20 protein-coding genes and 1 pseudogene are annotated in these 25,136 nt (G+C 40.2%); 18 read left to right on the forward strand and 3 right to left on the reverse strand.

What is annotated here, in order from left to right:
- Positions 1–166 precede the first annotated feature (166 nt).
- The 10 genes from fabB (at position 167) to purF (ending at position 14,783) form a co-directional block, all read left to right on the forward strand.
- Complete coding sequence (gene fabB / locus KG708_RS00615) at positions 167–1,378, forward strand: beta-ketoacyl-ACP synthase I (RefSeq protein WP_213607669.1); 1,212 nt, start codon at positions 167–169, stop codon at positions 1,376–1,378.
- A gap of 108 nt (positions 1,379–1,486) precedes the next feature.
- The gene (locus KG708_RS00620; protein ID WP_213607670.1) at positions 1,487–2,608 is read left to right on the forward strand and encodes a 4-phosphoerythronate dehydrogenase; all 1,122 of its coding nucleotides are present in this window, start codon (positions 1,487–1,489) and stop codon (positions 2,606–2,608) included.
- A 45-nt stretch (positions 2,609–2,653) separates the two neighbouring features.
- A complete protein-coding gene (locus KG708_RS00625) occupies positions 2,654–3,670 on the forward strand; it encodes an aspartate-semialdehyde dehydrogenase (protein ID WP_213607671.1) in 1,017 nt (338 codons plus the stop codon).
- A gap of 349 nt (positions 3,671–4,019) precedes the next feature.
- Positions 4,020–8,513, forward strand: a complete 4,494-nt coding sequence (locus KG708_RS00630; RefSeq protein WP_213607672.1) for a FimV/HubP family polar landmark protein — start codon at positions 4,020–4,022, stop codon at positions 8,511–8,513.
- Positions 8,514–8,671: 158 nt separating this feature from the next.
- On the forward strand, positions 8,672–9,466 hold the full coding sequence (gene truA / locus KG708_RS00635; RefSeq protein WP_213607673.1) for a tRNA pseudouridine(38-40) synthase TruA: 795 nt from the start codon (positions 8,672–8,674) through the stop codon (positions 9,464–9,466).
- Between the two features lie 164 nt (positions 9,467–9,630).
- Positions 9,631–10,506, forward strand: a complete 876-nt coding sequence (gene accD, locus KG708_RS00640; protein ID WP_213607674.1) for an acetyl-CoA carboxylase, carboxyltransferase subunit beta — start codon at positions 9,631–9,633, stop codon at positions 10,504–10,506.
- 25 nt (positions 10,507–10,531) lie between these two features.
- The gene (folC, locus tag KG708_RS00645) at positions 10,532–11,797 is read left to right on the forward strand and encodes a bifunctional tetrahydrofolate synthase/dihydrofolate synthase (protein ID WP_213607675.1); all 1,266 of its coding nucleotides are present in this window, start codon (positions 10,532–10,534) and stop codon (positions 11,795–11,797) included.
- Between the two features lie 11 nt (positions 11,798–11,808).
- Complete coding sequence (locus tag KG708_RS00650; RefSeq protein WP_213607676.1) at positions 11,809–12,429, forward strand: SPOR domain-containing protein; 621 nt, start codon at positions 11,809–11,811, stop codon at positions 12,427–12,429.
- 314 nt (positions 12,430–12,743) lie between these two features.
- Positions 12,744–13,238, forward strand: a complete 495-nt coding sequence (locus KG708_RS00655) for a CvpA family protein (RefSeq protein WP_028834032.1) — start codon at positions 12,744–12,746, stop codon at positions 13,236–13,238.
- Positions 13,239–13,256: 18 nt separating this feature from the next.
- Complete coding sequence (gene purF, locus KG708_RS00660) at positions 13,257–14,783, forward strand: amidophosphoribosyltransferase (protein ID WP_213607677.1); 1,527 nt, start codon at positions 13,257–13,259, stop codon at positions 14,781–14,783.
- Positions 14,784–14,871: 88 nt separating this feature from the next.
- Here purF and KG708_RS00665 read toward each other — a convergent pair whose 3' ends face one another.
- Positions 14,872–15,471, reverse strand: a complete 600-nt coding sequence (locus KG708_RS00665; RefSeq protein WP_213607678.1) for a Yip1 family protein — start codon at positions 15,469–15,471, stop codon at positions 14,872–14,874.
- A gap of 199 nt (positions 15,472–15,670) precedes the next feature.
- Between KG708_RS00665 and miaE (KG708_RS00670) the strand changes: the two are divergent.
- The 8 genes and pseudogenes from miaE (KG708_RS00670) to KG708_RS00705 all read left to right on the forward strand — a co-directional run.
- Positions 15,671–15,805: pseudogene (miaE, locus tag KG708_RS00670) on the forward strand (tRNA isopentenyl-2-thiomethyl-A-37 hydroxylase MiaE); the annotation flags it as partial.
- A gap of 40 nt (positions 15,806–15,845) precedes the next feature.
- A complete protein-coding gene (locus tag KG708_RS00675; protein ID WP_213607679.1) occupies positions 15,846–17,522 on the forward strand; it encodes a recombinase family protein in 1,677 nt (558 codons plus the stop codon).
- Positions 17,522–18,292 carry a tRNA isopentenyl-2-thiomethyl-A-37 hydroxylase MiaE gene (gene miaE, locus KG708_RS00680; protein ID WP_213607680.1) on the forward strand — a complete coding sequence of 257 codons (771 nt, stop codon included), beginning with the start codon at positions 17,522–17,524 and terminating at the stop codon, positions 18,290–18,292. The genes KG708_RS00675 and miaE (KG708_RS00680) overlap by 1 nt, the downstream gene beginning before the upstream one ends.
- A 271-nt stretch (positions 18,293–18,563) precedes the next feature.
- Positions 18,564–18,908, forward strand: coding sequence for a hypothetical protein (locus KG708_RS17415; RefSeq protein ID WP_301002928.1), 345 nt, complete (start codon positions 18,564–18,566; stop codon positions 18,906–18,908).
- Positions 18,905–19,252 (forward strand): IS66 family insertion sequence element accessory protein TnpB, encoded by a 348-nt coding sequence (gene tnpB / locus KG708_RS00690; protein WP_213607681.1) that lies wholly within the window; start codon positions 18,905–18,907, stop codon positions 19,250–19,252. Before KG708_RS17415 ends, tnpB begins: the two co-directional genes overlap by 4 nt.
- A gap of 87 nt (positions 19,253–19,339) precedes the next feature.
- Complete coding sequence (locus tag KG708_RS00695; protein ID WP_301002929.1) at positions 19,340–20,923, forward strand: IS66 family transposase; 1,584 nt, start codon at positions 19,340–19,342, stop codon at positions 20,921–20,923.
- Between the two features lie 54 nt (positions 20,924–20,977).
- Entirely contained in the window at positions 20,978–21,523 is a 546-nt protein-coding gene (locus KG708_RS00700) for a hypothetical protein (RefSeq protein ID WP_213607682.1), read from the forward strand.
- A complete protein-coding gene (locus KG708_RS00705) occupies positions 21,516–22,487 on the forward strand; it encodes a hypothetical protein (protein ID WP_213607683.1) in 972 nt (323 codons plus the stop codon). The genes KG708_RS00700 and KG708_RS00705 overlap by 8 nt, the downstream gene beginning before the upstream one ends.
- 116 nt (positions 22,488–22,603) lie before the next feature.
- On the opposite strand, the gene KG708_RS00710 is transcribed toward KG708_RS00705, so the two are convergent.
- Both KG708_RS00710 and KG708_RS00715 read right to left on the reverse strand, forming a co-directional pair.
- Positions 22,604–23,365, reverse strand: a complete 762-nt coding sequence (locus KG708_RS00710; RefSeq protein ID WP_213607684.1) for a phosphoribosyltransferase — start codon at positions 23,363–23,365, stop codon at positions 22,604–22,606.
- A 320-nt stretch (positions 23,366–23,685) separates the two neighbouring features.
- The gene (locus KG708_RS00715) at positions 23,686–24,975 is read right to left on the reverse strand and encodes a hypothetical protein (RefSeq protein WP_213607685.1); all 1,290 of its coding nucleotides are present in this window, start codon (positions 24,973–24,975) and stop codon (positions 23,686–23,688) included.
- Positions 24,976–25,136: the final 161 nt, after the last annotated feature.

The raw sequence follows: 25,136 nt of genomic DNA on the forward strand, positions 1-25,136 counted from the left end.
TATAGATAATTTTTTTAATTATTTTACGTGTTTTCTTTGAAATAGTCTGGCGTTATTTATAAGCTGTAGCTTCAGAGTACAAGTGTACGCTAGAAAGCTGACCACTTAGGTGATTAAATTCGCGTAAAATAAAACACAATTAAGTATTAAGCTAAGGGAATTACCCATGAGAAGAGCCGTAATAACAGGCATCGGTGTTGTATCAAGCATCGGTAACAATAAACATGAAGTATTAGAGTCATTAAAAGCGGGTAAAAGCGGTATTGCTTTTAACCAAGAATTTGCTGATTACAAATTACGCAGTAATGTATCAGGTAAAATTGATATTGATGTCAAAGAGCATGTTGATCGCAAAGCAATGCGCTTTATGGGTGATGCAGCGGCTTATTCTTATATTTCAATGGCGCAAGCAATTGAAGATGCAGGTTTAACTGAGGAACAAGTATCAAATGAGCGTACTGGTTTATTAGTGGGCTCTGGTGGCGGTTCATCAAAATGGCAAGTAGAAGCAGCCGATATCCTGCGCGAAAAAGGCGTTAAGCGCGTTGGCCCATACATGGTGCCACGCACTATGGCGAGCACCACCTCTGCGTGTTTAGCAACACCGTTTAAAATTAAAGGTGTTAATTATTCAATTAGCTCTGCGTGTGCAACCTCTGCGCATTGTATTGGCCATGCCGTTGAGCAAATTCAACTAGGTAAGCAAGACGTTATTTTTGCAGGTGGTGGTGAAGAACTTCACTGGACGCTAGCAATGGAATTTGACGCTATGGGCGCGCTTTCTACTAAATATAACGACACACCTGAAAAAGCATCACGTACCTACGACGCTAACCGCGATGGTTTTGTGATTTCAGCCGGTGGCGGTATTGTGGTTGTTGAAGAGCTAGAACATGCACTTGCTCGTGGTGCACATATTTATGCTGAAATTACCGGTTACGGTGCCACCTCAGATGGTTACGACATGGTTGCACCATCGGGTGAGGGCGCAGTACGTTGTATGCGCCAAGCAATGCAAAACGTAGATACCATCGATTACTTAAATACTCATGGTACGTCAACCCCAGTAGGTGATGTAAAAGAGCTGGGCGCTATTCAAGAAGTATTTGGTGGTAACTCGCCAATGATCAGTGCCACTAAAGCAATGACAGGCCACGCATTAGGTGCAGCTGGCGTACACGAAGCCATCTTTTCTTTGTTAATGCTTGAGCATGGCTTTGTTGCACCATCTATTAATATTGATGAGCTAGATGAACAAGCAACAGGTTTGAATATTATTACTGAGGCAAAAGACGTTGAACTTAACACAGTTATGTCTAACAGCTTTGGTTTTGGTGGCACCAATGCCACGCTAGTAATGAGCAAATACAAAGGCTAAAAGCATAGCTTAGTCTGTAAAAGCCGAGCAAAATGCTCGGCTTTTTCGTTTGTGTAAATGGGCGGTTGTTCGTTACAATAGAGTCTCATTTTGCCAAACGGATTCACAATGAACATTCTTGCCGATCAAAATATGCCTTTAGTTGAGCAATTCTTTAAAGATATGGGTGAGGTTAAACGGTTTGATGGTAGGCAATTAACCCCTGAACAACTCATTGATGTTGATGTATTACTTACTCGTTCTGTCACTCAGGTCAATAGTAAATTACTCGCCAAAGCCAATAAGCTAAGTTTTGTGGGTACGGCCACAATAGGAGTTGATCACATAGATACTGATTTACTCAGCGCAAAAAATATTGATTTTACCAGTGCACCTGGTTGCAATGCGATTGCGGTGGCTGAATATGTGATTAGTAGTTTATTTGCATTAAGCCAAGAAAACGCCAGCCCATTAAGCGGTAAAACAATTGGTATTGTTGGTGTGGGTAATATTGGTAGTTGTCTTGCGCAAAAATTAAAAGCGCTTAACGTTAACTTACTACTGTGTGATCCAATTAAGCATGACCAAGGGCTTTTAACCGAGCATGTTGAGCTCGATGAGCTGTTAGCGAAGTCAGATATTGTCACATTTCATGTGCCATTAGTGAAAACGGGCCCGCACAAAACCCTGCACATGCTTGATAAAAAACGATTAGCCACACTTAAACCTGGGCTAACTTTGATCAATGCCAGCCGAGGTGATGTCATCGATAACCATGCTTTACTTGAAGTGATGGAAGCCGGTGCGCAGCTCGATTTAGTGCTGGATGTGTGGGAAAATGAACCTAACATTTTGACCGAGTTACTTGAGCACGTTCGCTATGCCAGTGTGCACATTGCCGGACATACGCTTGAGGGGAAAGCGCGGGGTACACAAATGTTGTACCAAAGCGTGTGTGAGCTAAACGGGCTCAAGGCGAACAAGTCACTCAGCGACTTTTTACCTCCAGCAGCCATTGCACGCGTTACTTTAGCGCCAAGCTTTACTGAAGCTGACATCGCTCGCTTAGTGCACTTAACTTATGATGTTCGTCGCGATGATGGCATTTTATTGCGTCACTTAGCCAATGAAGGGTTCGACAGCTTACGAAAAAACTACCCAACCCGACGTGAATTTAGCACCGTGATGGTTGAAGGTAATAGTACCGAGCTTGCCGCGCTTGCGCAGCTTGGTTTCACTACAGCAAACTAATTTAATTAGCACGGTTGTTTTAACCGTGCTTACAGAGGATAAACTATGTCGCAAAAATATAACGTTGCCGTACTCGGTGCTACAGGCCTTGTTGGTCGTCAAATCATTGAAACTTTGGAAGAGCGTAAATTTCCGGTCGATCAGTTGTTTTTATTAGCAAGCAGCCGCAGTGCTGGCGAAGACATAAAGTTTCGTGGTCAGAGTATAGAAGTACGAGATGTTGAAGGCTTTGACTTTAGCCAAGCGCATATCGGTTTATTTTCTGCTGGTGGCAGTGTATCTGAAAAATATGCCCCTATTGCCGCAGACGCTGGCTGTATCGTTATTGATAACACATCTCACTTTAGAAATGACTTTGAAGTGCCGCTTGTTGTGCCAGAAGTCAATGCAGCGAGCTTAGCCGATTTTAGAAACCGTAATATTATCGCTAATCCCAATTGTTCAACCATTCAAATGATGTTGGCGCTTAAACCTATTTATGATGAGTACGGGATTGATCGTATTAACGTTTCAACTTATCAAGCCGTATCGGGTGCCGGTAAAGAAGCCGTTGATGAACTGGCTAAACAAACTGCAAATTTAATGAATGCACGGCCAATGGAAAACGAGATATTTCCTAAGCAAATTGCGTTTAATGTCATACCGCAAATCGATAGCTTTGAAGATAACGGCTACACGCGCGAAGAAATGAAAATGGTAAACGAAACGCATAAAATTTTAGGCGATACAACTATTGCGGTAAACCCGACTTGTGTTCGTGTACCCGTGTTTTTTGGCCACTCTGAGTCAATTAATATTGAAACACGTATGCCTTATGACTTTGAGCACGTTAAGCAACTATTGAGCGATGCCCCAGGTGTTGAGCTAATTGATGATGCAGGCGATTACCCAACAGCTGTATCAGATGCCAGTGGCAATGATACTGTTTATGTTGGTCGTTTACGCGCGGATATTTCTCATCCGCATGGATTAAATATGTGGGTAGTGAGCGATAATACCCGTAAAGGGGCAGCAACTAATAGCGTGCAAATAGCAGAAGAGTTAATTGCCAATTACATGTAATTAGCTAAAAATTTAAGCCCCATTTAAAAACGGCAAGCTAAAAAAGTTTGCCGTTTTTTTATGCTTTTTTGCCATTTTTTTGCCACTTATCAACAGTGATAGTGTAAACATACTGATAAACAACATAAAAATACGTTTATCTTGATGTTTAAGGTATTTATTTTCAATGCGTTGCGATGGATATTATAGCTTAACTGGTTTATAGTTTGTTACTGGAATAGAGCTTGCAACAAAAATAGATTGTAATAAAAATGTGCGTTAGCCACTTGGCTAACAACGGCAAGAATAATCAATGTTTAAGCGCCAACTTTAAAGCGCTATGTTAACATTTAAACATTAAAGGATCAGCATGCGCGGTTTCGTTTCACTTATTTTATTAGCGTCTGCACTGATGGTAACGACTGTTTACTCTCAAGACAGTACCCAATTAAGAGGGCCTAAAGGCGCAGATTACGGCGAGCAAGGCCGCTCTATAGGGCCAATAAAACCAACCGATACACTATGGCGCATTGCCGCTAAAGTTCGTCCTGATGACTCCGTCAGCATTTATCAAGTTATGCAGGCCTTGTATAACAAAAATCCAAATTCATTTTTAGAACAAAATTTAAATCACATGCAAAGCGGTTCGTATTTAAAAATACCGACGCTGGCAGAAATTAGACGAGTAAATCCGCAATTAGCTAAACAACGTTCTGAGCAAGACGATGACCTATGGGAAAAAAAGAAAAATGGCACGCTAACGCAAGCAGAGATTAATTCAGCTCAAACACAAGTAACCCAAGCCCGCAAAGCAGACGTTGATGAAGCAAAAAAAGAGTTACAACAAGAATTAAAAGCGATAAAAACGGATCAAGGTAATAAATTAGTTGAGCTTCAGCAACAGTTTAAAAGTTCTGTTAGTAACGTAGAAGAAATTTTAGTTGAAAACAACAACCTAAAAAAACAGTTATCAGGTATTTCAAACGAGTTAGAGAACGTTCGTTTACAACTTGGGCAAGACAGTGAAATACAGCAACAATTAAAAGAACTAATCATTAAACAGAATGAAATTATTGCGCAGCAAAAACTCAAAGATGCACAGCAAGAAAGTGACGTTAGTTTTGCGCAGTTATTATCAAACCCTTTGGTACTTATTTTATTAATGACCATACCCGCCTTATTAATCATTTTTGCTGTTGTTATGTGGTTAAGAAAGCGCAGTAATGAAGAGCAGCAACTTACTGACGATGATGAATTTATTCCTCAAACACCCATAAATAGTTCCCCCGTTGATGAAGTCTCAGAGCCGGTTATTGATGAGACACCAGCCCCGGATCCGCTTGATGATACAAGTGTGCAGCTAGACGATAACCTAGACGATGTGTTACTCGACGATGATGTCGCATTTAGTGATGATATCGACGATGATAGTTTATTAGATCAAAATGAGCTAGAAAGCTTACTTAGTGATGATGTTGTTTTTGAAGACGAAAATACTGAAAACGACGAACTTGATGTTTTCATGCAACAAGATTTTGATAGTACAGATACCGATGACGCGGGTGACACAATTGACGTTGATGAATCGGATGACATTTTAAGCGCAGATGATCTCGACAGCCTGTTTGACGAAGACGTTGAGGATACATTGCCTGATTCTCCCGATTTTGAATCGAACGATGATATGGCGGCACTTAGTGAAGAGCTCGCAGAAGAAGGCGAAGACTTTGACATTGATGACTTACTTGATGAAAACAATGAACAAGCAACTGACGCTTCTGCAGACGAAGACGAGTTTGATATTGATGACTTGCTTGACGAAGCGCAACCCGCTACCGAGGCAAGCGCAGAAGAAGCGGACGTTGACAGCTTAGTTGATGAAGATGACGACATTGATATTGACGACTTGCTTGACGAAGCGCAACCCGCTACCGAGGCAAGCGCAGAAGAAGCGGACGTTGACAGCTTAGTTGATGAAGATTACGACATTGATATTGATGACTTGCTTGACGAAGAACAGGTAGATAAAGAAACTGAAGTAGACATCACTGACGCTCATAATTCTGAGATTGATAACGCCTTGGCTGATTCAATTGAAGACTTATCTGAGGCAGAAGAAGAATTAAATAGTGACAATATTGAATCTATAGCCTCATCTTTAGCTGATACACACGCAATGCCTGACACTGAGGCTGAGCTTGAATCCGCAGTTGCAACAGATCCAGAAGTTGAAGCTGAGCCAGAGCTTGAAACTGAATCAGAAACTGAAGATAAACCAGAAGCTGAAGTTGAGCCTGAACTTGAAGCAGAGTCAGAAGTTGAACCAGAGGTTGAATCCAAGTCTGAGCCTGATCCACAACCAGAGCCAAAGTTAGAAAATAATGATGATCTTTTGAATGAGTTAACTGAAGAAGATGATGATTATGTGGATAAACCTGATTGGCATGCTGAAAATAATGATGCAAAGCCAGAACTTGAATCTGAGCCAGAATTTGAATCTGAGGCAGAGCTTGAACCAGAGTCTGAACTTGCAGCAGAACCAGAACTCGCAGCAGAACCCGAAGTTGAAGACGAATCAGAGCTTGAAGTAGAACCTGAACTTGAAGTTGAGCCAGAAGCTGAGCTAGAGCTTGCAGCAGAATCCGAAGTTGAAGACGAGCTAGAGTTTAAAGCAGAGCCTGAACTTGAAGATAAATTAGAAGTAGAACCTGAACTTGAAGTTGAGCCAGAGGTTGAATCTGAGCCAGAAGCTGAGTTAGAACTTGCAGTAGAACCTGAGCTAGAAGTAGAACCTGAGGTTGAAGCAGAGCCTGAACTTGAAGATGAATTAGAAGTAGAACCTGAGGTTGAACCAGAAGTTGAAGATGAACTAGAAGATGAATTAGAAGTAGAACCTGAGGTTGAACCAGAGCCAGAAGTTGAAGATGAACTAGAAGCTGAGCAAGAGGTTGAATCTGAGTCAGAAGTTGAATCTGAGTCAGAAGTTGAATCTGAGTCAGAAGTTGAAGCTGAGCCAGAAGCTGAGCTAGAACTTGCAGTAGAACCCGAAGTTGAATCTGAGCCTGAGTCAGAAGTTGAAGCAGAGCCTGAACTTGAAGATGAACTAGAAGTAGAACCTGAGGTTGAACCAGAGCCAGAAATTGAAGATGAACTAGAAGCTGAGCAAGAGGTTGAATCTGAGTCAGAAGTTGGAGATGAACTAGAAGCTGAGCAAGAGGTTGAATCTGAACTCGAAGTTGAACCCGAGCTAGAGCTTGAATCTGAGCCAGAAGTTGAGCCTGAACTTGAAGATGAATTAGAAGTTGAACCTGAGGTTGAACCAGAGCCTGAACTTGAAGATGAACTAGAAGTAGAACCTGAGGTTGAAGACGAGCAAGAGCTTGAAGCTGAGCCAGAAGCTGAGTTAGAACTTGCAGCAGAACCCGAAGTTGAATCTGAGCCTGAGTCAGAAGTTGAAGCAGAGCCTGAACTTGAAGATGAGTTAGAAGTAGAACCTGAGGTTGAACCAGAGCCAGAAGCTGAGCTAGAACTTGCAGCAGAACCCGAAGTTGAATCTGAGCCTGACTTTGACCTAGAGGATGATTTTACCGATACGTCTTCAACGTTACTCGATCCTGAAGATGCATTAGATGAATACAACGATGAAAATTTTAAAAGTGTAGATGAGCTTTTAAACGAGCTTGAACAAACAGATAACGAAAGTGAGCAAGAATCCGATTGGACGCTCGATGGCTTAGATGATGAGCTTGAGGATGATGAAATTGATTTAGGTGATGATCCCCTCGCAGGCGATGTCCAAAACAATGATCTATCGACTGATGATCATGAGCTTTACGAGCCAGAAACAGTAACACCGAGTGAAGAGCTTGAAGAGTACCCTGAGTTAGAACTTGATGATGAGCTGCCTTTATCTGATGAGGAGCAACAGTCGCTCACTCCTGAAGAGCTTCAAGGTGATAACTTAGACGGTGATGCAACTGGGTTGTCACCTAGTCAAGCGGAACAAGATCTTGCCAATGCACTTTCTGCGGGTAATGACCTTAATAGCTTAGAGGACGACTTTGATGATGAATTATTGCTAGATAATGAGTTTTCAGAATTAGATGCTGCACAAGATCTAGACGATGATGCATCAGAGTCTGAAACGCTCTCAGCACCGACTGAAAATAGTCGCGATGATTTAACAGATAAACAAGTAGACGATATTGATGATGACTTAGGCGATGAACAACTTGATACGTTAGCTGAGTCGTCAGAGTTTGCTGACGAGCAAACTAATGCTGATCGTGAGGCTGATTTAACGCAAACTTTAACGTCGTCAGAGTCAGACATGATTTCAGATGATCAGCTTGATGATCAGTTTATAGATGAGCTAACGCATACTGATTTTGATGCTTTACTCAATGAATTAGCAGAGCCTGAAAACCTTGATTTGAGCGACAGTGATGATTTTGATGTTGATTTTAATAGTTTACTAAGCGAAGACTTAGCTGACGATAAAACATCATCGTCACAAGAGCCAATTGAGCAGCCAAAGGTGCCTGAGACATCAGAACAAGATGATTTTGTGGATATTGATGCATTGCTAGAGCAAAGCGATGAGGCTGATTTAGATCACGAACCTTATACCGACGTTGATATGGATGTTGGTTTAGGTGAGTATGATTCATTACTTGCCGGTGACAACCCTATGGATGTTGACTCCCAAAGTGGCGGTTATTCGGCGAAGCTTGATCTTGCCCATGCTTATATAGAAATTGATGATGCTGATTCAGCACTTAAAATCTTGGATGACATTATTAACAATGGCCCAGATGAGGTGCAAGAAGAAGCACAAAGTTTAAAAGCTAAACTTAACAACTAGCAATAGCGTACCTTATAGAGGATGACTAAGCTGAAAACCCGTTATTACTAATTCCAATAGCGGGTTTTTTGTATTGCATAGTCAGTTCGCTGCTTTTATTGGGACGCTATATAGCATAAAATGCAGCGTCGATTAGCACAGTAGGTAAAGCAGTAATTATGCGAGTAGCACTTGGAGTAGAATACAACGGCGCACGTTACAGTGGTTGGCAGCGTCAATCACACGTTAATAGCGTACAACAAGAAGTAGAAAAAGCGTTGTCGCGCATTTGTAATCACCCAGTTGAAATTGTATGTGCAGGGCGAACCGATGCAGGTGTTCATGGCACAGGACAAGTGGTGCATTTTGATACCCATGCTGAGCGTGAAATGGTGGCCTTTACACTCGGTATGAACACCTTACTACCCAAAGACATTGCTATTCGTTTTGCACAACCTGTTGTTGAAGACTTTCATGCCCGCTTTAGTGCAACAGCGCGTCGTTATCGTTATGTTATTTATAATTATGCGTTTCGTGGTGCGGTGTTAAATGAAGGCGTGACTCATTTTCATCATCCGTTAGATGAAGCGAAAATGCAGCAGGCTTGTCAGTACTTATTAGGTGAGCATGATTTCACCTCGTTTAGGGCACTTCACTGCCAAGCAAATACGGCAACGCGTACTATTCATCACTTATCAGTACAACGACAAGGTGCATATGTCATTATTGATATTAAAGCCAATGCGTTTTTACACCACATGGTACGTAATATTACGGGGTGTTTGATGGATATTGGCTTACATAAACATGACCCAATTTGGTTAAAAGAGCTACTTGATGTTAAAGAGCGTGCAAAAGCGAGCGCAACAGCAAAAGCGGCGGGCTTATATTTAGTGGATGTTGATTACCCAGAGCATTTTAATATTCCTAAAACGCCGCTAGGGCCTGTATTTTTAGCTGATACTGATATTTAATCGGTAAATTAGGTACGTGTTTTTATTCGCTGTTATTCACTGGGCTAACTACTAAGACCAGTTTTTTATACCGTGACAGCGTAATTCATGTTTTAATTGGAAAAATCTGTTTGCATGGTTAACATGTAGACTCGCGACACAGAACAGCATTAAGAGAGTTGCAAATGAGTTGGCTAGAAAAAATCTTACCAAAAACGACTAAGTCTTCAGGTCGTAAAGAAATTCCAGAAGGTGTATGGGCTAAATGTACGTCATGTGATTCAATTTTATATAAAGCAGAATTAGAAAAATCACTGAATGTATGTCCTAAGTGCGATCACCATATGCGTGTTAGTGGTCGTAAACGTCTTGAACAGTTTTTAGATGAAGGCGATCGCCAAGAGATAGGTGTGCAACACGAACCTAAAGATGTGCTTAAATTTAGAGACTCTAAAAAATACTCAGATCGCATCAGTGCAGCTCAAAAATCAAGTGGTGAAAAAGATGCGCTTGTCGCAATTAAAGGAAACCTAAAAGGTATTCCTGTTGCTGCGGTTGCATTTGAGTTCTCATTTATGGGTGGCTCAATGGCATCGGTAGTGGGGGCTCGTTTTGTTGACGCGGTTGACCAATGTTTAGCGCATAATATGCCGCTGATTTGTTTTTCAGCATCGGGCGGTGCGCGTATGCAAGAAGCCCTTATGTCTCTTATGCAAATGGCTAAAACTAGTGCATCGCTGGCTAAAATGACTGAAAAAGGCCTCCCGTTTATTTCTGTAATGACAGATCCAACAATGGGTGGTGTATCAGCATCATTGGCAATGTTAGGCGATATTAACGTTGCAGAGCCTAAAGCTTTGATTGGTTTTGCCGGTCCGCGTGTTATTGAACAAACTGTGCGCGAAACGCTGCCAGAGGGTTTCCAACGCAGTGAATTCTTGTTAGAGCACGGCGCAATTGACATGATTATTGACCGTCGAGAAATGCGTGATACGCTTGCGCGTATTTTAGCAAAATTTATGAACTTGCCTTCTACCGAACAAGAGCATAGAGTAGCGTAAATTTCAGCTTTACTGATTACATGCTATGACAAAAACAATCCCTAGCCAATCATCAAGCCTTGATGATTGGCTTTGTTATTTAGAGAGTGTTCACCCTGCTAATATAGAAATGGGCTTAGAACGCGTTGCTCGTGTTGCTAACAACATTGGGCTTTTAACCTCCTCAAGTAAAATCATTCTTATTGCAGGCACTAATGGCAAAGGCACAACTGCACGTTGTTTAGAGTCTTTGCTTTTAGCACAAGGTTTTAGTGTTGGTACATATGCCTCTCCGCATTTAATTCGTTACAACGAACGCGTACGTGTTAATGGCGCAGAGCTTGATGACCAATTCCATGTCGATGCGTTTAATTTACTCGAGCAAGGTCGTGGTGACACCCCACTGACTTATTTTGAATATGGCACCTTAGGCGCATTGGCACTATTTAAGCGTCTAGAAGTTGACTACGTGTTGTTAGAGGTCGGTTTAGGTGGGCGTTTTGATGCGACTAATATTGTTACCCCCTATGCTAGTATCATCACCACCATCGACTTAGATCATAAAGAATACTTAGGCGACACGCGTGAGCTGGTGGCTTATGAGAAAGCGGGTATTTTTCGAGAGAGCACGCCTGCCATTATCGGTGACTTAGACATTCCGCATACAATGACCGATTATGGCAAAGAAATTAACGCTAACATGGTGTTATCTGGCAGTGACTTTATTTTTAAAGAACATGCGCAGAGTTTTAGTTGGCAGTTTAAAGATCATAAGCTTGAGTTACCCAAACCTGCAATTCCATGCCAAAATGTGGCCACGGCATTAACCGCATTATCGGTACTAAATTTATTACCGAGCGATGAGGTGATTACTCAGTGTTTAGCGAATTTAGTGGTTGAGGGGCGCTTCCAACAATTAAACACAGAGCCATTAGTGTATACTGATGTGGCACACAACCCAGAATCCGCCCGCTATTTAGCGACAAAATTAGCCAGCTATAAAGATAAAGGCTTTAAAATTCATGCATTAGCCGCTATGCTTGCTGATAAAGATAAAGTCGGCGTGCTTAAAGAAGTCAGTGATATAGTAGATGAATGGTCGTTGGCAAGCCTAGACGGCCCACGTGGCGATAGCGCTGCTAATTTACAACAAGCACTGTTAAGCATTCCCAATAGTGACTTTAAACAGGGTTATAATAGCGTAGAGGCCGCATTAGATGCTATTTTGCCAAACCAGCCAAATAATACACTATTAATTGTATTTGGTTCATTTTTTACTGTGGCTGGCGCTATTCATTACTTTAAAAAATAGAGAGGATGTCGGTGAACTCAGGTTTTATTAATCGCTTAGTCGGAACAAGTATTGTGGTGATCGCAGCAATTGTGTTTATCCCAAATATACTTGATGGTGAAAAGGTGCACTATAAAGAAGGCTTTAAAGCGATTCCTGAACGCTCTGAGTTCAAAACCATTGATCTGCAACAATCAATCGATCAAAAAGTAGCTGATGCGCAACCATTAAAAGAGGATGAAATTGAAGATATCCAACCTGATGATACCGCATATGAGCAACAAAACAGCGTGACTCAAACAGGCAATACCGCGCAGCCAGCAATGGTTGAAGCGGTAATACCAGATACAAATAATACAGTTACTGTTAAAAATACACCAATGCGCCAAACTAACGAAAACTTAACGAGCATGGCGTATGTTATTCAGTTAGGGAGCTTTTCACATGCGGCTAATGTAAAAGCCCTGCAAGCTAAACTCAAAGCGAAAGGCTTTAAAACCTTTACTAGGCCAGTTAAAACGCCAAATGGGACGTTAACGAAAGTTTTTGTGGGGCCATCACTGAATAAGCAAGAACTGCAATCTCAACTTCCTGCATTGAAAGAGTTGACCAAACTCAATGGTAAAGTCACTCAATTTGAAGTAACTAAATAATTTAAGAATAGGTAAGTGTGTTTAGCCTCAGATATTATGCACCTGCCTAAGTTATACTTTATCAGCTTAAACTTGCTCTACATTTAGGTTTATACCTATTCCCATAGTATACCAACCCGCATAAATAGTTGAACAATTTAACGAATTAAACTCCCCAATAACTTAAAAAGTGTGCCTTGTTATAAAACAATTTTCTACTCGTTAATAATCTAAAAATAGGGCGTGTTTGCTCACCCGTCATCTCACGCTTATACTTGCATCACAAGGAGGTTTAGGTATAGAATGCGCCCAAAATTAGCGACTAATTGGTTCTTATGATCTGGGTTGATTACGCCATTATTGGCATTATTGCGCTCTCTACCATCATCGGTTTAATACGCGGCTTTGTTAAAGAAGCTATGTCATTAGCGGTATGGGCAGGGGCTTTCATCATCTCCAGCTTATTTTATCAATATTTAGCTTCCTTCCTAACATCCATTTCTGAACCCCTTTTAAGAAATGCGGCGGCCATTGCCATATTATTCTTTGCGACGCTATTGTTAGGCGGTTTACTAAACTATATTTTGGGTGAGCTTGTACAGCGAACCGGATTATCCGGCACAGACCGTGTTTTTGGTGTGGTGTTTGGTGCTCTTCGAGGCGTGTTGGTCGTGAGCGCGTTACTCTTCTTTCTTGATGCTTTTACTGGTGCGCCAAGTACGCATTGGTGGGGCAACTCTATTTTGATTCCAGAATTTGGCTTTGTAGTTGAATGGTTCTTTTCGTACCTAGAAAACAACTCTAGCTTTTTAAATTCAGTAAACCGTTAATCGGCGAGGATAAATTACATGTGTGGTATCGTTGGAATAGTCGGAACATCGCCAGTTAATCAGGCGATTTATGATGGCTTAACTGTTTTGCAACACCGTGGCCAAGATGCTGCGGGTATCATAACTATTGAGAACAATACATTTAGCTTGCGCAAAGCAAATGGCCTAGTGAAAGATGTATTTCACACTCGTCATATGAAACGTTTGCAAGGCAACATTGGCATTGGCCATGTGCGCTACCCAACCGCGGGCTCTTCAAGCTCGTCAGAGGCTCAGCCATTTTACGTGAACTCTCCATTTGGTATTGCGCTTGCGCATAATGGTAACTTAACTAATGCCGAGTCGTTAAAAGAGCAGTTATTTTCAGAGGCACGCCGCCATGTTAATACCACCTCTGATTCTGAAATTTTACTTAACATTATGGCGCATGAGCTAAGTAAATCAGACAAACTAAAATTAGACCCTGAAGATATTTTCACAGCGGTTACTGAAGTTAACAATAAAGTCAGTGGCGGTTATGCCACTATCGCCATGATTATTGGTCATGGTATTGTTGCGTTTCGCGATCCTAACGGCATTCGTCCATTGGTGTTTGGTAAGCGTGAATCTGCAAACGGCACTGAATACATGTTTGCCTCAGAAAGCGTGGCGTTAAAGCCTGACGGTTTTGAGTTTGTTCGTGACGTTGCCCCAGGTGAAGCTATTTATGTCACTGAAAGTGGTGAATTTCATTCATTAAGCTGTGCAGATAAAGTCGCTTATTCACCGTGTATTTTTGAATTTGTTTATTTTGCGCGTCCTGATTCAACCATTGACCGTATGTCGGTTTATGCAGCACGAGTAAACATGGGAACCAAGCTAGGTGAAAAAATAGCCAGAGAGTGGAGTGATAAAGACATAGATGTTGTGATCCCTATTCCAGAGACCTCATGTGACATTGCTTTGGAAATTGCACGCGTGCTTGATTTACCGTATCGTCAAGGATTTGTTAAAAATCGTTATATTGGTCGTACGTTTATTATGCCGGGCCAAGAAATGCGCAAAAAATCAGTACGTCAAAAACTCAACGCGATTGACCGTGAGTTTAAAGGTAAAAATGTCCTACTTGTTGATGACTCAATTGTACGTGGTACCACCTCAGCACAAATTGTAGAGATGGCACGCGAGTCAGGCGCTAAAAATGTTTACTTTGCATCAGCAGCACCAGAAATACGTTTTCCTAACGTGTACGGTATTGATATGCCATCGGCTGCTGAGCTTATCGCGCACGGCCGTGAAGTAGAAGATATTAACCAAAGCATTAGCTCTGATGGTTTAATTTTTCAGTCGTTACCCGATTTAATCACCGCGGTTAACCAAGAAAATCCTGAGATCACTAAGTTTGAAACCTCAGTGTTTGACGGACAATACATTACAGGCGATGTTGATCAAGATTACTTAAATCGTATTGATAAGCTACGTAACGATTCTGCAAAAAGTACTCGCGAAAATGCGATGTCATCTGGTTTAGAAATACATAATCAAGATGAAAACGAATCTGATTAATAAAGTAATGTCAGCCTGATTGCATTATCAAGGCTAATAAAAAAGGAGCTGTTAAGCTCCTTTTTTTGCGTCTATTATAAAAGAATATTTAAGTAAACATGGGGCTGATAATACCGTTGGTCCATAGCATAGCGGTAAGTGCTAATATAATAACCAGTAAAATTAATCCACAGGTAACAACAGAACTTGCGTAAATAAAGCCGCGCTCCTGCGGAATATGCATTAAAATTGGTACGCCGGTATACAGTAAATAAACAGAGTAGGCCAGTGCCACTAATCCAACACACACCACAAACCACAGCTCAGGCCAAAAAGCAGCCAATGCTGACATAAATACCGGTGTAGCGGTATACGCTGCCAGTTCAATAGTTTGGGTAAAGGTCGGCTTAGCGCCAAAAGTAACTGCCATCCAATGCGCTAAATAAGCCAGCGCAAATACTCCGCCAATTAAAGCAACATACATGGCTGCGCCAATCATCAACGCGCTTTCATGGGTTAAAAATACCGGGCTACCTGTGCCTATACTCCAACCTAGATACACTGACGAATAATATCCCATTACAGAGGGAAATAAAGCGATAAGCATAATGTGCGATAAGCTATATTTTAAGCTTTCGTGGCGGTTGTCAATTGTTTGCCATTCTTCGAGTGGGTGGGCGTATAAGCCCCATAAGTGATTTAGTATCATTGCGTGCTCTCCATAAAAGGATATATTACTGTTTGGTTATAATTGGTTTGTTTTTATACAGTCTATTTAGTTATGGTTCAGTAAGTATACAAAGTCAAGTTGTACACATGCATGGAATAAGGGCGAGTGTTTATTTTATTCATGGCAATATTTCATGTTAAAATGTCGCAATCGCAATTTTTAGCAATGAGTAGTCAGTGTGCCACATAGCCAGCTTTTAGAGCCAATTAACAATTTTTTATTATGCCGTACCCCCGATGAATGGGTTGAACAAGCAATCAAAAAAGAAAACTTACCCATCATATTAATTGATCACTTAATTTGTGAGCTAAAAGATAATATGTGCAAGTAATTAATTTAAATCAGGACTAGTTATGTCAAATGATAAATTGTCAGGTAACGTTTATTTGTATCAGCGCTTTAGTTCCCAAGCCCAAGAGGGAAATAGCTCCTTGTTTAGGCAAGGGGAAGCACAAAGAGAATGGCTTAGAAATCACCCAAATTGCTCGGTTGTTGAGCTTGAAGGTGAGCCGCTTATTGACTCTGGTCTTTCAGCCTTTTCTGGAAAACATTTGAGTTCAGGCTCTCTTGGAAGATTAGTTGCAGCAATTGAGTCAAAGGTAGTACCTAAAGGTTCAATTATTCTTGTTGAGCACTTCTCTAGACTATCTCGTATGACGATTACTGAAACAGGAAAGTTACTTGATAAAATATGGGATCATGACATCTCAATTGTTACAGCACGCGATCATACTATCTATTCACCGAGTATGCGTGACGATGTAGCTACACGCATGCGACTAATTTTTGAAATTGATAAAGCGCACTCAGACTCAAAATGGCGCTCTGAAAAAGTAAAAAGCTCTTGGAGTCGACGAGAATATAACGCTAAAGAAAAGAAAATAGCGCCTAAGATGCGGATGCCTTTTTGGCTAGATCAAGAAGGTCAGTTAAATGAATACGCTGATGTAGTACGAGATATTTTCAAATTGCATGCTGAAGGATTAGGTCAAGTTTTGATTGAAAGAGCATTGAGAAAAAAATACGGTAATATAAAGCCTCTTAAAAACATAAACCCGACAAAGATTATAAGGATAATTCAAAATCCTAAGTGTATAGGCCTGGTTTATAAAGAAAAACTTTATGAAGCGGTTGTTAAAGATGACGTTTTTTATAATGCCCAGCGGATATGTAAAGAGCGATTATTTACGAGCGTAAGACCTGATAGGAAGTGGCCGTTGCACGGCTTAGTTAAATGTGGGCATTGTGGCTCAGGAATGAGTATTCAACAATCAGCAGAGTCTTTACCGCTGCTTCGGTGCAGTAGAAAGCAGCGATCTGGAGGAGAAAGTTGTGATGCACCAACAACATTTCCATACGTTGTAGCTTATCATTTCTTTTCTGTTTATGTTGAACCTTTAATACTTGCTAAAATTAGCAATGTAAAACGCAGTTCTACCAGCCATGCGCAAAAAGTGGAACTAAAACATAAATTAAAAGAGCATCAAGAAAAGTTGGCTGATTTAAAAGATCACTTTAAAAATAGTGAAAAGTTGTCAGTAACAATATTTAGTTTGATGGAAGAGTTAGATGCTGAAATAAATGATATTGTAAATCAACTAGCTGAAGTACAAGCAGAAATTGAAAGAAACCTTAATTTAGCTGCCATTTCTAATGAAATAGTTGAATTATCATATAGCGACCCTTTACAGTATAATCTCGAGTTAAACCGAATAGGTAATAAGATTTTTTTAAAGAATAAAGAATTATCTTTTAGCTTAGAAGAGGATAACGTTGTAGCTAGGTTTAAATTTAGCCAATATGATCGAAAACGCAAAGCCTACCAATGTGTTTTTTATGGTTCAAAAGAGTATTATAGAAAAAGTGAATATGTTACTGAAGTACGAACTTGTGATTGGGATGTTGATAGATTATTAAACCCTCACAAAGACAGAGATTTTTCTGCTAAAGATGCAGCTCGTACTTTCTACTACAGTAAATTGTACTCAGAAAGTAGCAATTTAGATATATTATTGCAAGATGATAAGTAATGAACAAAAATGAAATAAACAAGCTATTAGAACCAATCAACAGTTTTTTAAAGTGCAATACACCTGAAAAATGGATTGAAAAAGCACAGAAAAATGAAAATCTCGACATAGTATTATTAGACCACCTCGTGTGTGAATTGAAAGCGGCGCAATCAGCGATGTTTTTGATTCGTAAGTATGCCGTAGATAAAGAGAGCGGTAATGCGCTACTAGATTGGCTTAAACCCTTTGAAACTCTAATATACAAGCGTCAGGGTGACTGGCGTGACCTTGCAAACAAGAACAAACTCACTAAATCAATGATCCCGAAGTCAAATACACCTTACGGGCAAAACTTGATAGACAAAATGGTTATGCTAATCAAAGAAGAGTTACATCATTTCTATCAAGTGCTCGAAATTATGGATGAATATGGTGTTGAATATAGAAGTATTACTCCATGTCGTTATGCTAAGGGCATGTTACGTCATGTCAAATCGTATGAGCCAGATGCATTAGTCGATAAACTTATTATCGGCGCTTACATCGAAGCCCGCTCGTGTGAGCGCTTTGCTAAATTAGCACCGCATGTGGACAAGCGTTTAGGTGACTTTTATATCTCATTACTTCGTTCTGAAGCTCGGCACTATCAAGATTATTTAACTCTAGCGCAAGATATCGCTGATTTTGATATAAATGACCGAGTTCATTTTTTTGGTTTGATTGAAGCTGAACTTATTTCAACACCTGATGAAGACTTTAAGTTTCACAGTGGTCTGCCTTCTTCTTAATAAATACTATATATCACAGTGCAAATTTGAACACTGAGTAACCCCCCTCAAATTTTAACCCACTAAAGCCTATGTCCATAGGCCGCTTCGCGGTGGGTTTTTGCTCTGCAAAAAAAATCTAAAAAACATTGAAAAAAATAAAATATGATATAATACGTTATAACGTATTAAGGAGGTGGTTATGAATACTTGGTAAGCGTAAATAGAACCACACATTCCTCAAAAGTCCAACACAATAGAAAATAGGGTTTTCAATCAACGAGAACTCAACATGATCAAACGCACTAAAAAACAATGGCAACACATCATGCAAGCGCATGCTGAATATACTGGCACGACTAAGCAATTCTGTGCTGAGCGCAAGATACCCATGCAAACCTTCTACTCGCGTCGGCATGCCATGGGGCTATCTGTGTCGTTGCAAAATAAAAAAAGCCCGTGTAAAAAAGCAATGGCAACAACCTCGCCTACGCCACAAACTGGACAATTCGTCAGAGCACAAGTAACAACAGCACCTAGTTCAATTGTGCTGCAGACAAAACATGTCCAATTGTCGTTGTCCACACAATGCGATCCGATTTGGCTGGCAACTTTATTAAAAGGACTCGCCGCATGAGAATGTTTGTTGAGCCAAGCGCTGTATATTTATATCCTAAAACGGTGGACTTTAGGCGACAATTTAACGGCTTAGCGTTAATTGTTGAACAAGAGCTTGATGTACCCTTGATGTCTGGCGCGTTGTTTGTATTTACGAATCGTACCCGCAAGCGATTGCGGATATTGTACTGGGACAGCACAGGCTTAGCCATGTGGTCTAAGCGTTTAGAAAAAGAAGTCTTTAAATGGCCTAACAGCAAGCAAACGGCAATCAGCCTGACCGAACAACAACTCAATAGTTTACTAGGTGGCTTTGATATACATGGTCACCAGCCCCTATTCTATGCCTCTGCTGGCTTATAACTTGCGATCATAAGTAGCGATTATTGATCACGATTTAGTCTAAGTAAAAACAACACCTTAGGAATGGTTTGCGGTAAAATACGTGTCATGAAAATACGTACCGACAAGCCTAACAAACGAATGGAATTGCTGCTGCAAAAACAGGTAGAGCAAGGCTTGTCGGCATGTGAAAAAGACACGCTTATTGCCTTGCAACAAGCTCGCTTAGATTTCCTAGAAGAGCAGTTCAGGTTAGCCCAGAACAAACTCTTTGCTAGCAAAAGCGAAGCACATTCAGGGCAAGGTGACTTGTTTAATGAAGTGGAAGAAATTGCCCAGTTTGAACAAGAAAAAGCCGATAGTGAAGACGAGCCAGCGCCAGAGAAGAAGAAACGCACACGTAACACCAAACCCTTTGCTGACCATATCCCGCGTGAAGTGATTGTGCACGATATTGATGAAGCCGATAAAGTCTGTGAATGCTGCCAAGGTGAGATGCACTGCATGGGCAAAGACGTGACTGAAAAGTTCGTCTTCGTGCCGGCCACTACCAAGGTAGAAGAGCATCATCGCTTAAAATATGCGTGCAGAGGCTGTGAGAAAAACGGCACCAACACACCGATTAAACAAGCACCGCCGGTAGCTAGCATATTACCGAAAAGTTACGCCACACCCAGCATCATCGCGCAGTTAATTACGGCCAAATACCAGCATGGGCTGCCCCTATATCGCCAAGAAGTCATCTTTAGCCAACTGGGCATTAATCTATGCCGACAAACGATGTCAGATTGGCTGATTAAAATCGCTAATGTGCTCCACCCAATCTTGTATGAGTATTGGCATAAGGTACTGCTGCAACAAGACGTGATTAAGGCAGACGAAACTACGCTGCAAGTGATTGAAGATGACAATATTAAATCCTACATGTGGGTATACTGTAGTGGGGCCGATACGCCTGCGGGTAATATTCATGGTGACACTGCGCCTAATATTGTTTTATACGATTACCAACCCTCACGGGCGGGTAAATGTGCGGCTGACTTTTTACAAAACGATAATCAGCAAGACTATACCGGCTATTTGCAAGTCGATGGTTATCCAGGCTATCACCAATTGCCTGCAACCCTGGTGGTGTGCATGGCGCACATCCGCCGCAAATTCAAAGAAGCCGATAAAGCACAAAGCAAACACAGTCAGAAAACCGGCAAAGCAACATGGGCGCTTAACCATATTCAGAAGCTTTATCGTATTGAAGAGGCTATTAAGACGCTGCCAATAGAAGAGCGCTACAAAATACGTCAAGAAAAGTCAGTGCCACTACTTATTCAATTTAAAACCTGGCTGGACAAGTCTGCGCCGCATGTATTGCCCGAAAGCTTACTAGGCAAAGCGCTGAACTATGCACTTAACCAATGGGAAAAAGCCATTCGTTACTGTGACGACGGTCGGTTAGACATAGATAACAATAGGTCCGAGCGCGCCATTAAGCCCTTCGTGATGGGCAGAAAAGCCTTCTTGTTCTCAAAAACCGCCAAGGGTGCTAACGCGAGTGCGACACTCTATTCGATTGTTCAAACAGCCATAGCTAACGGCTTAGTGCCGTATGATTACCTTATGCATGTGATGGAAAAAATTATGCATGGCGAGAATGATCCTGAGAAACTAGCACCTTGGAATGTCACATTAAGCTAGTGTGGTTCTCTTGACGCTCACAATACTTGCAAAGTAAATGATGAAAATCTTAAATTGGAGATCACTGATATTGAGCTTAAAAACCTTTTATTAAACACAGGGTCGGAAAAAGTTATTGCATATGTTTCTTCTTTGTATGAAGAAAAATTTACACAATTTCAGCGTCTCAATTCTACAAATGATAAACTTAAAAAAGGAGAGGCATTTTTTGAGTTGGTTGATTTCGGCATACTTCATCGAGAAATTTTTGATGATCTTAAATGCTATAGATTCTCTTCAGAGCGAGAGGTAAAAAAAATTAAACTCTGGGAATCTCTATTATTAGATATGAAGTTATCTGAACAAAAGAAACTGGAAATTACTACATGCGTATCTTTATGGGTTGATGAAAATGCAGAGGTAGACTTAGAGCAGTTAAAGAAAGTTTGTTATTCCTTAAAATTAATATCTACATGTTTTTTGTGTCAAAATGGTCAATTTTTAGGTGATGATGATTACAGTAATAATGAATTTGTTAATTGTTTAGCAGACATACCGATAGGTACTGAAGTTTATAAAAAATGCACTGCGTTTGAAATACGAGTTAGTGACAATGAATAAGCAAAACAAGAAAGCTTTTGCTTCTGTCAGAACTAAGTATTACAAAGCAGACAAAGCTTATAATGTATTAGATCACTCAAATGCGAACAGGAACGGGTTTACATGCTCAGCAAACGTAAACCCTAAATTTAGCCATGACAATGTCGGTTTGTATACCAAAGGCTGTAAGAACGGCGCTGAGGCTCTTAATAAAGCATGCGCTCGTTACAAGGGGGTTACGGGTAAAAAAACTCGGAAAGATTTTAATTTATTGTTTGAACATATTGTTATCTTAAGTGAGCAACAGTATGTAAAAATTGAAAAAAAATATGGAGATATTAAAGCGAAGCAGCTTTTAGTTAAATATTTACGTAAATACGCTGTGCAGATAAAAAATGAGTTTGGATTTGAGCCATTAGGGATCGATTTGCATTTAGATGAAGGGCGACATGAAGGAGGGCGTTTTGTTCGTAACATTCATGCTCATGTGTCTTTTTTTAATTATGACTTTAAAAACAAAGTTGCTCCTTTACGCCACCTTATGGCAAAAGGAAAAAACTCAAAATCAAGAACTAATCAGCTCAACCCTAATTTTGAAAAGATGCAAGATATTGTTGCTAATACATTTAAACCACTTGGTTTTGAACGAGGTGAGTCTAAAAATGTAACTGGCCGAGAACATTTACAAAAAGAGAAATTTGTAAAAGAAAAACTCAATGAAATGACGCAAACAGTCGAAGTGCTTAATAGTCGTAATCAAGAGCTTGAAAGCCAGTTAACATTACAAAAATATAAGTCAGATCAACTTTCAAATGAAATTCAGTTACAAGAAAATAAAAAGAGTTGGCTAGAAAATAAAATTAGCAATCTTACTAATATGGCCGATGAGCTTGAGCTGGCAATTAAAAAGCGCTGTAAAAGAACACTAAATTTTATTTCTAGGAAAGTGGCAAACTCCTACAAATCATCGGGTCTGAAAAGATAATTGTAGATATCTAAACTATATTTCAGACACAAAAAAGCCCGTGACAACACAGGCTTGTTTTACGTCGTGGTTATGCTTCAATAAGATTAGAGTCACTTCGAGCAAACGCACTAAAGCTATTCTTGAGGTCTGCCCTCAACAATTCTATTTCGGATTTCTTCAAAGCTTGGTTTCTTAAGGTGTCCTGCTTCACCTTGCGTGAGTTTGTCCACACCAAAGCCAACTTCTTTTTTCCACCATTCATCAAGTTCATCTCCATGCTTTCTACGTATTTTTTCAAGCATTGCTTCTTTAATATTAAGTAAAGCAGCGCCACAGTGTCCTGTCAAGGCAACGGCTAGTAAAACATTACCGCCTTTGTTCTCAATATAGCCCCTTAGTGAAGCTAATGTACCACCCATCGATAATGTGTCATCCAATATAACATAGTTGGATCCTTTTTGTACATCCCCATCAAAAAACGGATATTGAGATAAACGATAAAATGCACCTTTATCCGTTCTTTGGGGTTTATTTGCTTGTACGATGTCACTGCATAGAGGGCATTTAAGTTTTTCGGATAAATAATAGGCTAATGCGGCTGGAATCTTATTTGTTCCAAATTCTTCTATAGCATGAACAGGAAGAATTAAAGGGGTTGATTCGCCTAAAATATTTTTTAACTCATCTAACTTGTCTAGTGGAACAGTATCCTTTACTAGCCTATAAGCTGCCTCATTATTTCCATTCTTTTTAGCTTCATCATAATCTACATGTTCTTTAGCAGTCCCAAGAGGGCTAAAGATAAAAACAGGAGGAAAATCATTCCAAGGTACACGCGTTTCTAGTTTTTGTATTCTTTCTCTATATTCCGCGAGAGAAATAATTTTACCGGGCATTTATAAACCACTTATTATGAATTTTTTGTAGTATACATAAAGTTAAATTACCTACACAACATTATTACTTACTCTTACCCTTGTTTAAACAAGGGTAAGAGTAAGTAATAATTTTAATCTATATTGTAGTAGCTCATATCTGATCGTACAGTTTCGATAAATAAGTTTGGACTTCATCTGACAGGAAGTTATGAGCGAAGTACGGGCGGTCGGACAAACTCTTTTTTGGACAAAAACACGTTAGAGTATTTATTCGGCAACGCGCGTATTTGCGGCTGGTTTGGAGCGCAGCGGAAAATCAGTCCGACAACATGCGTTTATTATGACTTCTTTCCTTCTAAACTGTTCTCTGTTTGCTTTGGCATAAACATCCGTTTTGGTGTTTCATCGAAAAACTCAATATTAAATGACGAAAAACCTCCAGCAGGACGAACTCTAGCCCAAGGGTCTTTCAGTTCATCCTCACTAAAAACGACTGGTATTTCTGGGTCGAATTCAGTGAGATCTATTTCTATATCACTGGGAGAAAGCTCTTTAATCTTATAGCCGTTGGAATAGATGTGAATAGCCTTAATTTTTTCTGCTAAAGATTTATTGCAAAACGGTAATAGCATTGCCTCATCAATATCTCTAAGCGTAAGGCTGTCAGGATTTCTAATTAAGCTGTTCTTACTATATTGAATGGGAATAAACTCTACATGATCCATGCCTATGCTAGAAGACGAACCCACTTTAGTATATTCCTGTTCTTCGTCTTCAATGTCTATAATTTGCTCCCATTGCCCACCACCAATACCATATTTAATACCGCTTTCTTGCTTTGTGAAATCCGCTGCAACATCTTCCATCATTCGATTTGATCTATCTGTGCGGCCAAATAGTACTGAAAGGATCTTGTTTTTTGGTTCTTTTAAGTACAGGAAGCAAAAGAGTCTAAAATGTCCGATCTCTTCAGCGGCATACTTTTGGTTAAGCTCAATAGATAAAGTCAAATGAGATAAAGTACTTGAAGCTTCTTGGAAGAACAAAATTCGATTCAATGTATTTTCAACTCTTTGAAATCCAGTTGATATTACAGATTGAATATCATCACCCCACTTGGCAAAAAAGCTCGCTTGCTCTTCCTCGGACAAGGGAATATTTAAATGCTGAAATCTAATTGAAAACCCGTCTGGGCTATCAAGGGATATTCTTATTCTTTCCCTATCAATAATTTCACAATGAATCATTCCATGCGCTTTGGCTTTATCTATCAGCTGGTTTTTTTCGCCTATTGTTAGATTTATGTTTGTAAAAAACACAAATACCTCTGGCTTTTTATCAGCAGACAAAGCGCTGTTTAAGTCTTCCTTAAATTTTTCAGTAATGGTTTTCTTTTGCTCCTTAGAGTCATTTGCTTGATTCACAAATCCCACAGCACCAAACGCAACATGATCATTGCGATAAATGGCTTCTATATCACGACCACCGTCGGGTCCACCACGGGGATGTCTTGGGCGAACATCAGAAAATCTATTATCTAATGCAAGAACTGATCGACACAATTGTTCTCGACTTAGCTGATTTGTATCTAAATAGTTCTTTATTCTTTGATCAGTCTCGTAGCTCAATAGATAATCCCTGCCTTTTAGTCATAACATTTTATAGTGAGCACACCGCGTATCTTTCTGCCGATGTTACGCGCATGTATTAATAGATCTATTTTTAACAAATAACGTAATGCATTGCCAACTATAATATTTTTAATGACGCTAAAAGTATTCAGAAAAAG

Origin of the sequence: Pseudoalteromonas sp. (assembly GCF_018402495.1) — a bacterium.
Lineage (GTDB): Bacteria > Pseudomonadota > Gammaproteobacteria > Enterobacterales > Alteromonadaceae > Pseudoalteromonas.

Excerpts from the sequence above, each read along its gene's own strand:
- KG708_RS17415 (WP_301002928.1), top strand. The coding sequence starts at position 18,564 with ATGATCAAACGCACTAAAAAACAATGGCAACACATCATGCAAGCGCAT.
- KG708_RS00655 (WP_028834032.1), top strand. The coding sequence starts at position 12,744 with ATGATCTGGGTTGATTACGCCATTATTGGCATTATTGCGCTCTCTACC.
- truA (WP_213607673.1), top strand. The coding sequence starts at position 8,672 with ATGCGAGTAGCACTTGGAGTAGAATACAACGGCGCACGTTACAGTGGT.
- KG708_RS00625 (WP_213607671.1), top strand. The coding sequence starts at position 2,654 with ATGTCGCAAAAATATAACGTTGCCGTACTCGGTGCTACAGGCCTTGTT.
- fabB (WP_213607669.1), top strand. The coding sequence starts at position 167 with ATGAGAAGAGCCGTAATAACAGGCATCGGTGTTGTATCAAGCATCGGT.
- KG708_RS00630 (WP_213607672.1), top strand. The coding sequence starts at position 4,020 with ATGCGCGGTTTCGTTTCACTTATTTTATTAGCGTCTGCACTGATGGTA.
- purF (WP_213607677.1), top strand. The coding sequence starts at position 13,257 with ATGTGTGGTATCGTTGGAATAGTCGGAACATCGCCAGTTAATCAGGCG.
- KG708_RS00620 (WP_213607670.1), top strand. The coding sequence starts at position 1,487 with ATGAACATTCTTGCCGATCAAAATATGCCTTTAGTTGAGCAATTCTTT.
- accD (WP_213607674.1), top strand. The coding sequence starts at position 9,631 with ATGAGTTGGCTAGAAAAAATCTTACCAAAAACGACTAAGTCTTCAGGT.
- KG708_RS00710 (WP_213607684.1), bottom strand. The coding sequence starts at position 23,365 with ATGCCCGGTAAAATTATTTCTCTCGCGGAATATAGAGAAAGAATACAA.
- KG708_RS00705 (WP_213607683.1), top strand. The coding sequence starts at position 21,516 with ATGAATAAGCAAAACAAGAAAGCTTTTGCTTCTGTCAGAACTAAGTAT.
- KG708_RS00665 (WP_213607678.1), bottom strand. The coding sequence starts at position 15,471 with ATGATACTAAATCACTTATGGGGCTTATACGCCCACCCACTCGAAGAA.
- KG708_RS00675 (WP_213607679.1), top strand. The coding sequence starts at position 15,846 with ATGTCAAATGATAAATTGTCAGGTAACGTTTATTTGTATCAGCGCTTT.
- miaE (WP_213607680.1), top strand. The coding sequence starts at position 17,522 with ATGAACAAAAATGAAATAAACAAGCTATTAGAACCAATCAACAGTTTT.
- folC (WP_213607675.1), top strand. The coding sequence starts at position 10,532 with ATGACAAAAACAATCCCTAGCCAATCATCAAGCCTTGATGATTGGCTT.
- tnpB (WP_213607681.1), top strand. The coding sequence starts at position 18,905 with ATGAGAATGTTTGTTGAGCCAAGCGCTGTATATTTATATCCTAAAACG.
- KG708_RS00695 (WP_301002929.1), top strand. The coding sequence starts at position 19,340 with ATGAAAATACGTACCGACAAGCCTAACAAACGAATGGAATTGCTGCTG.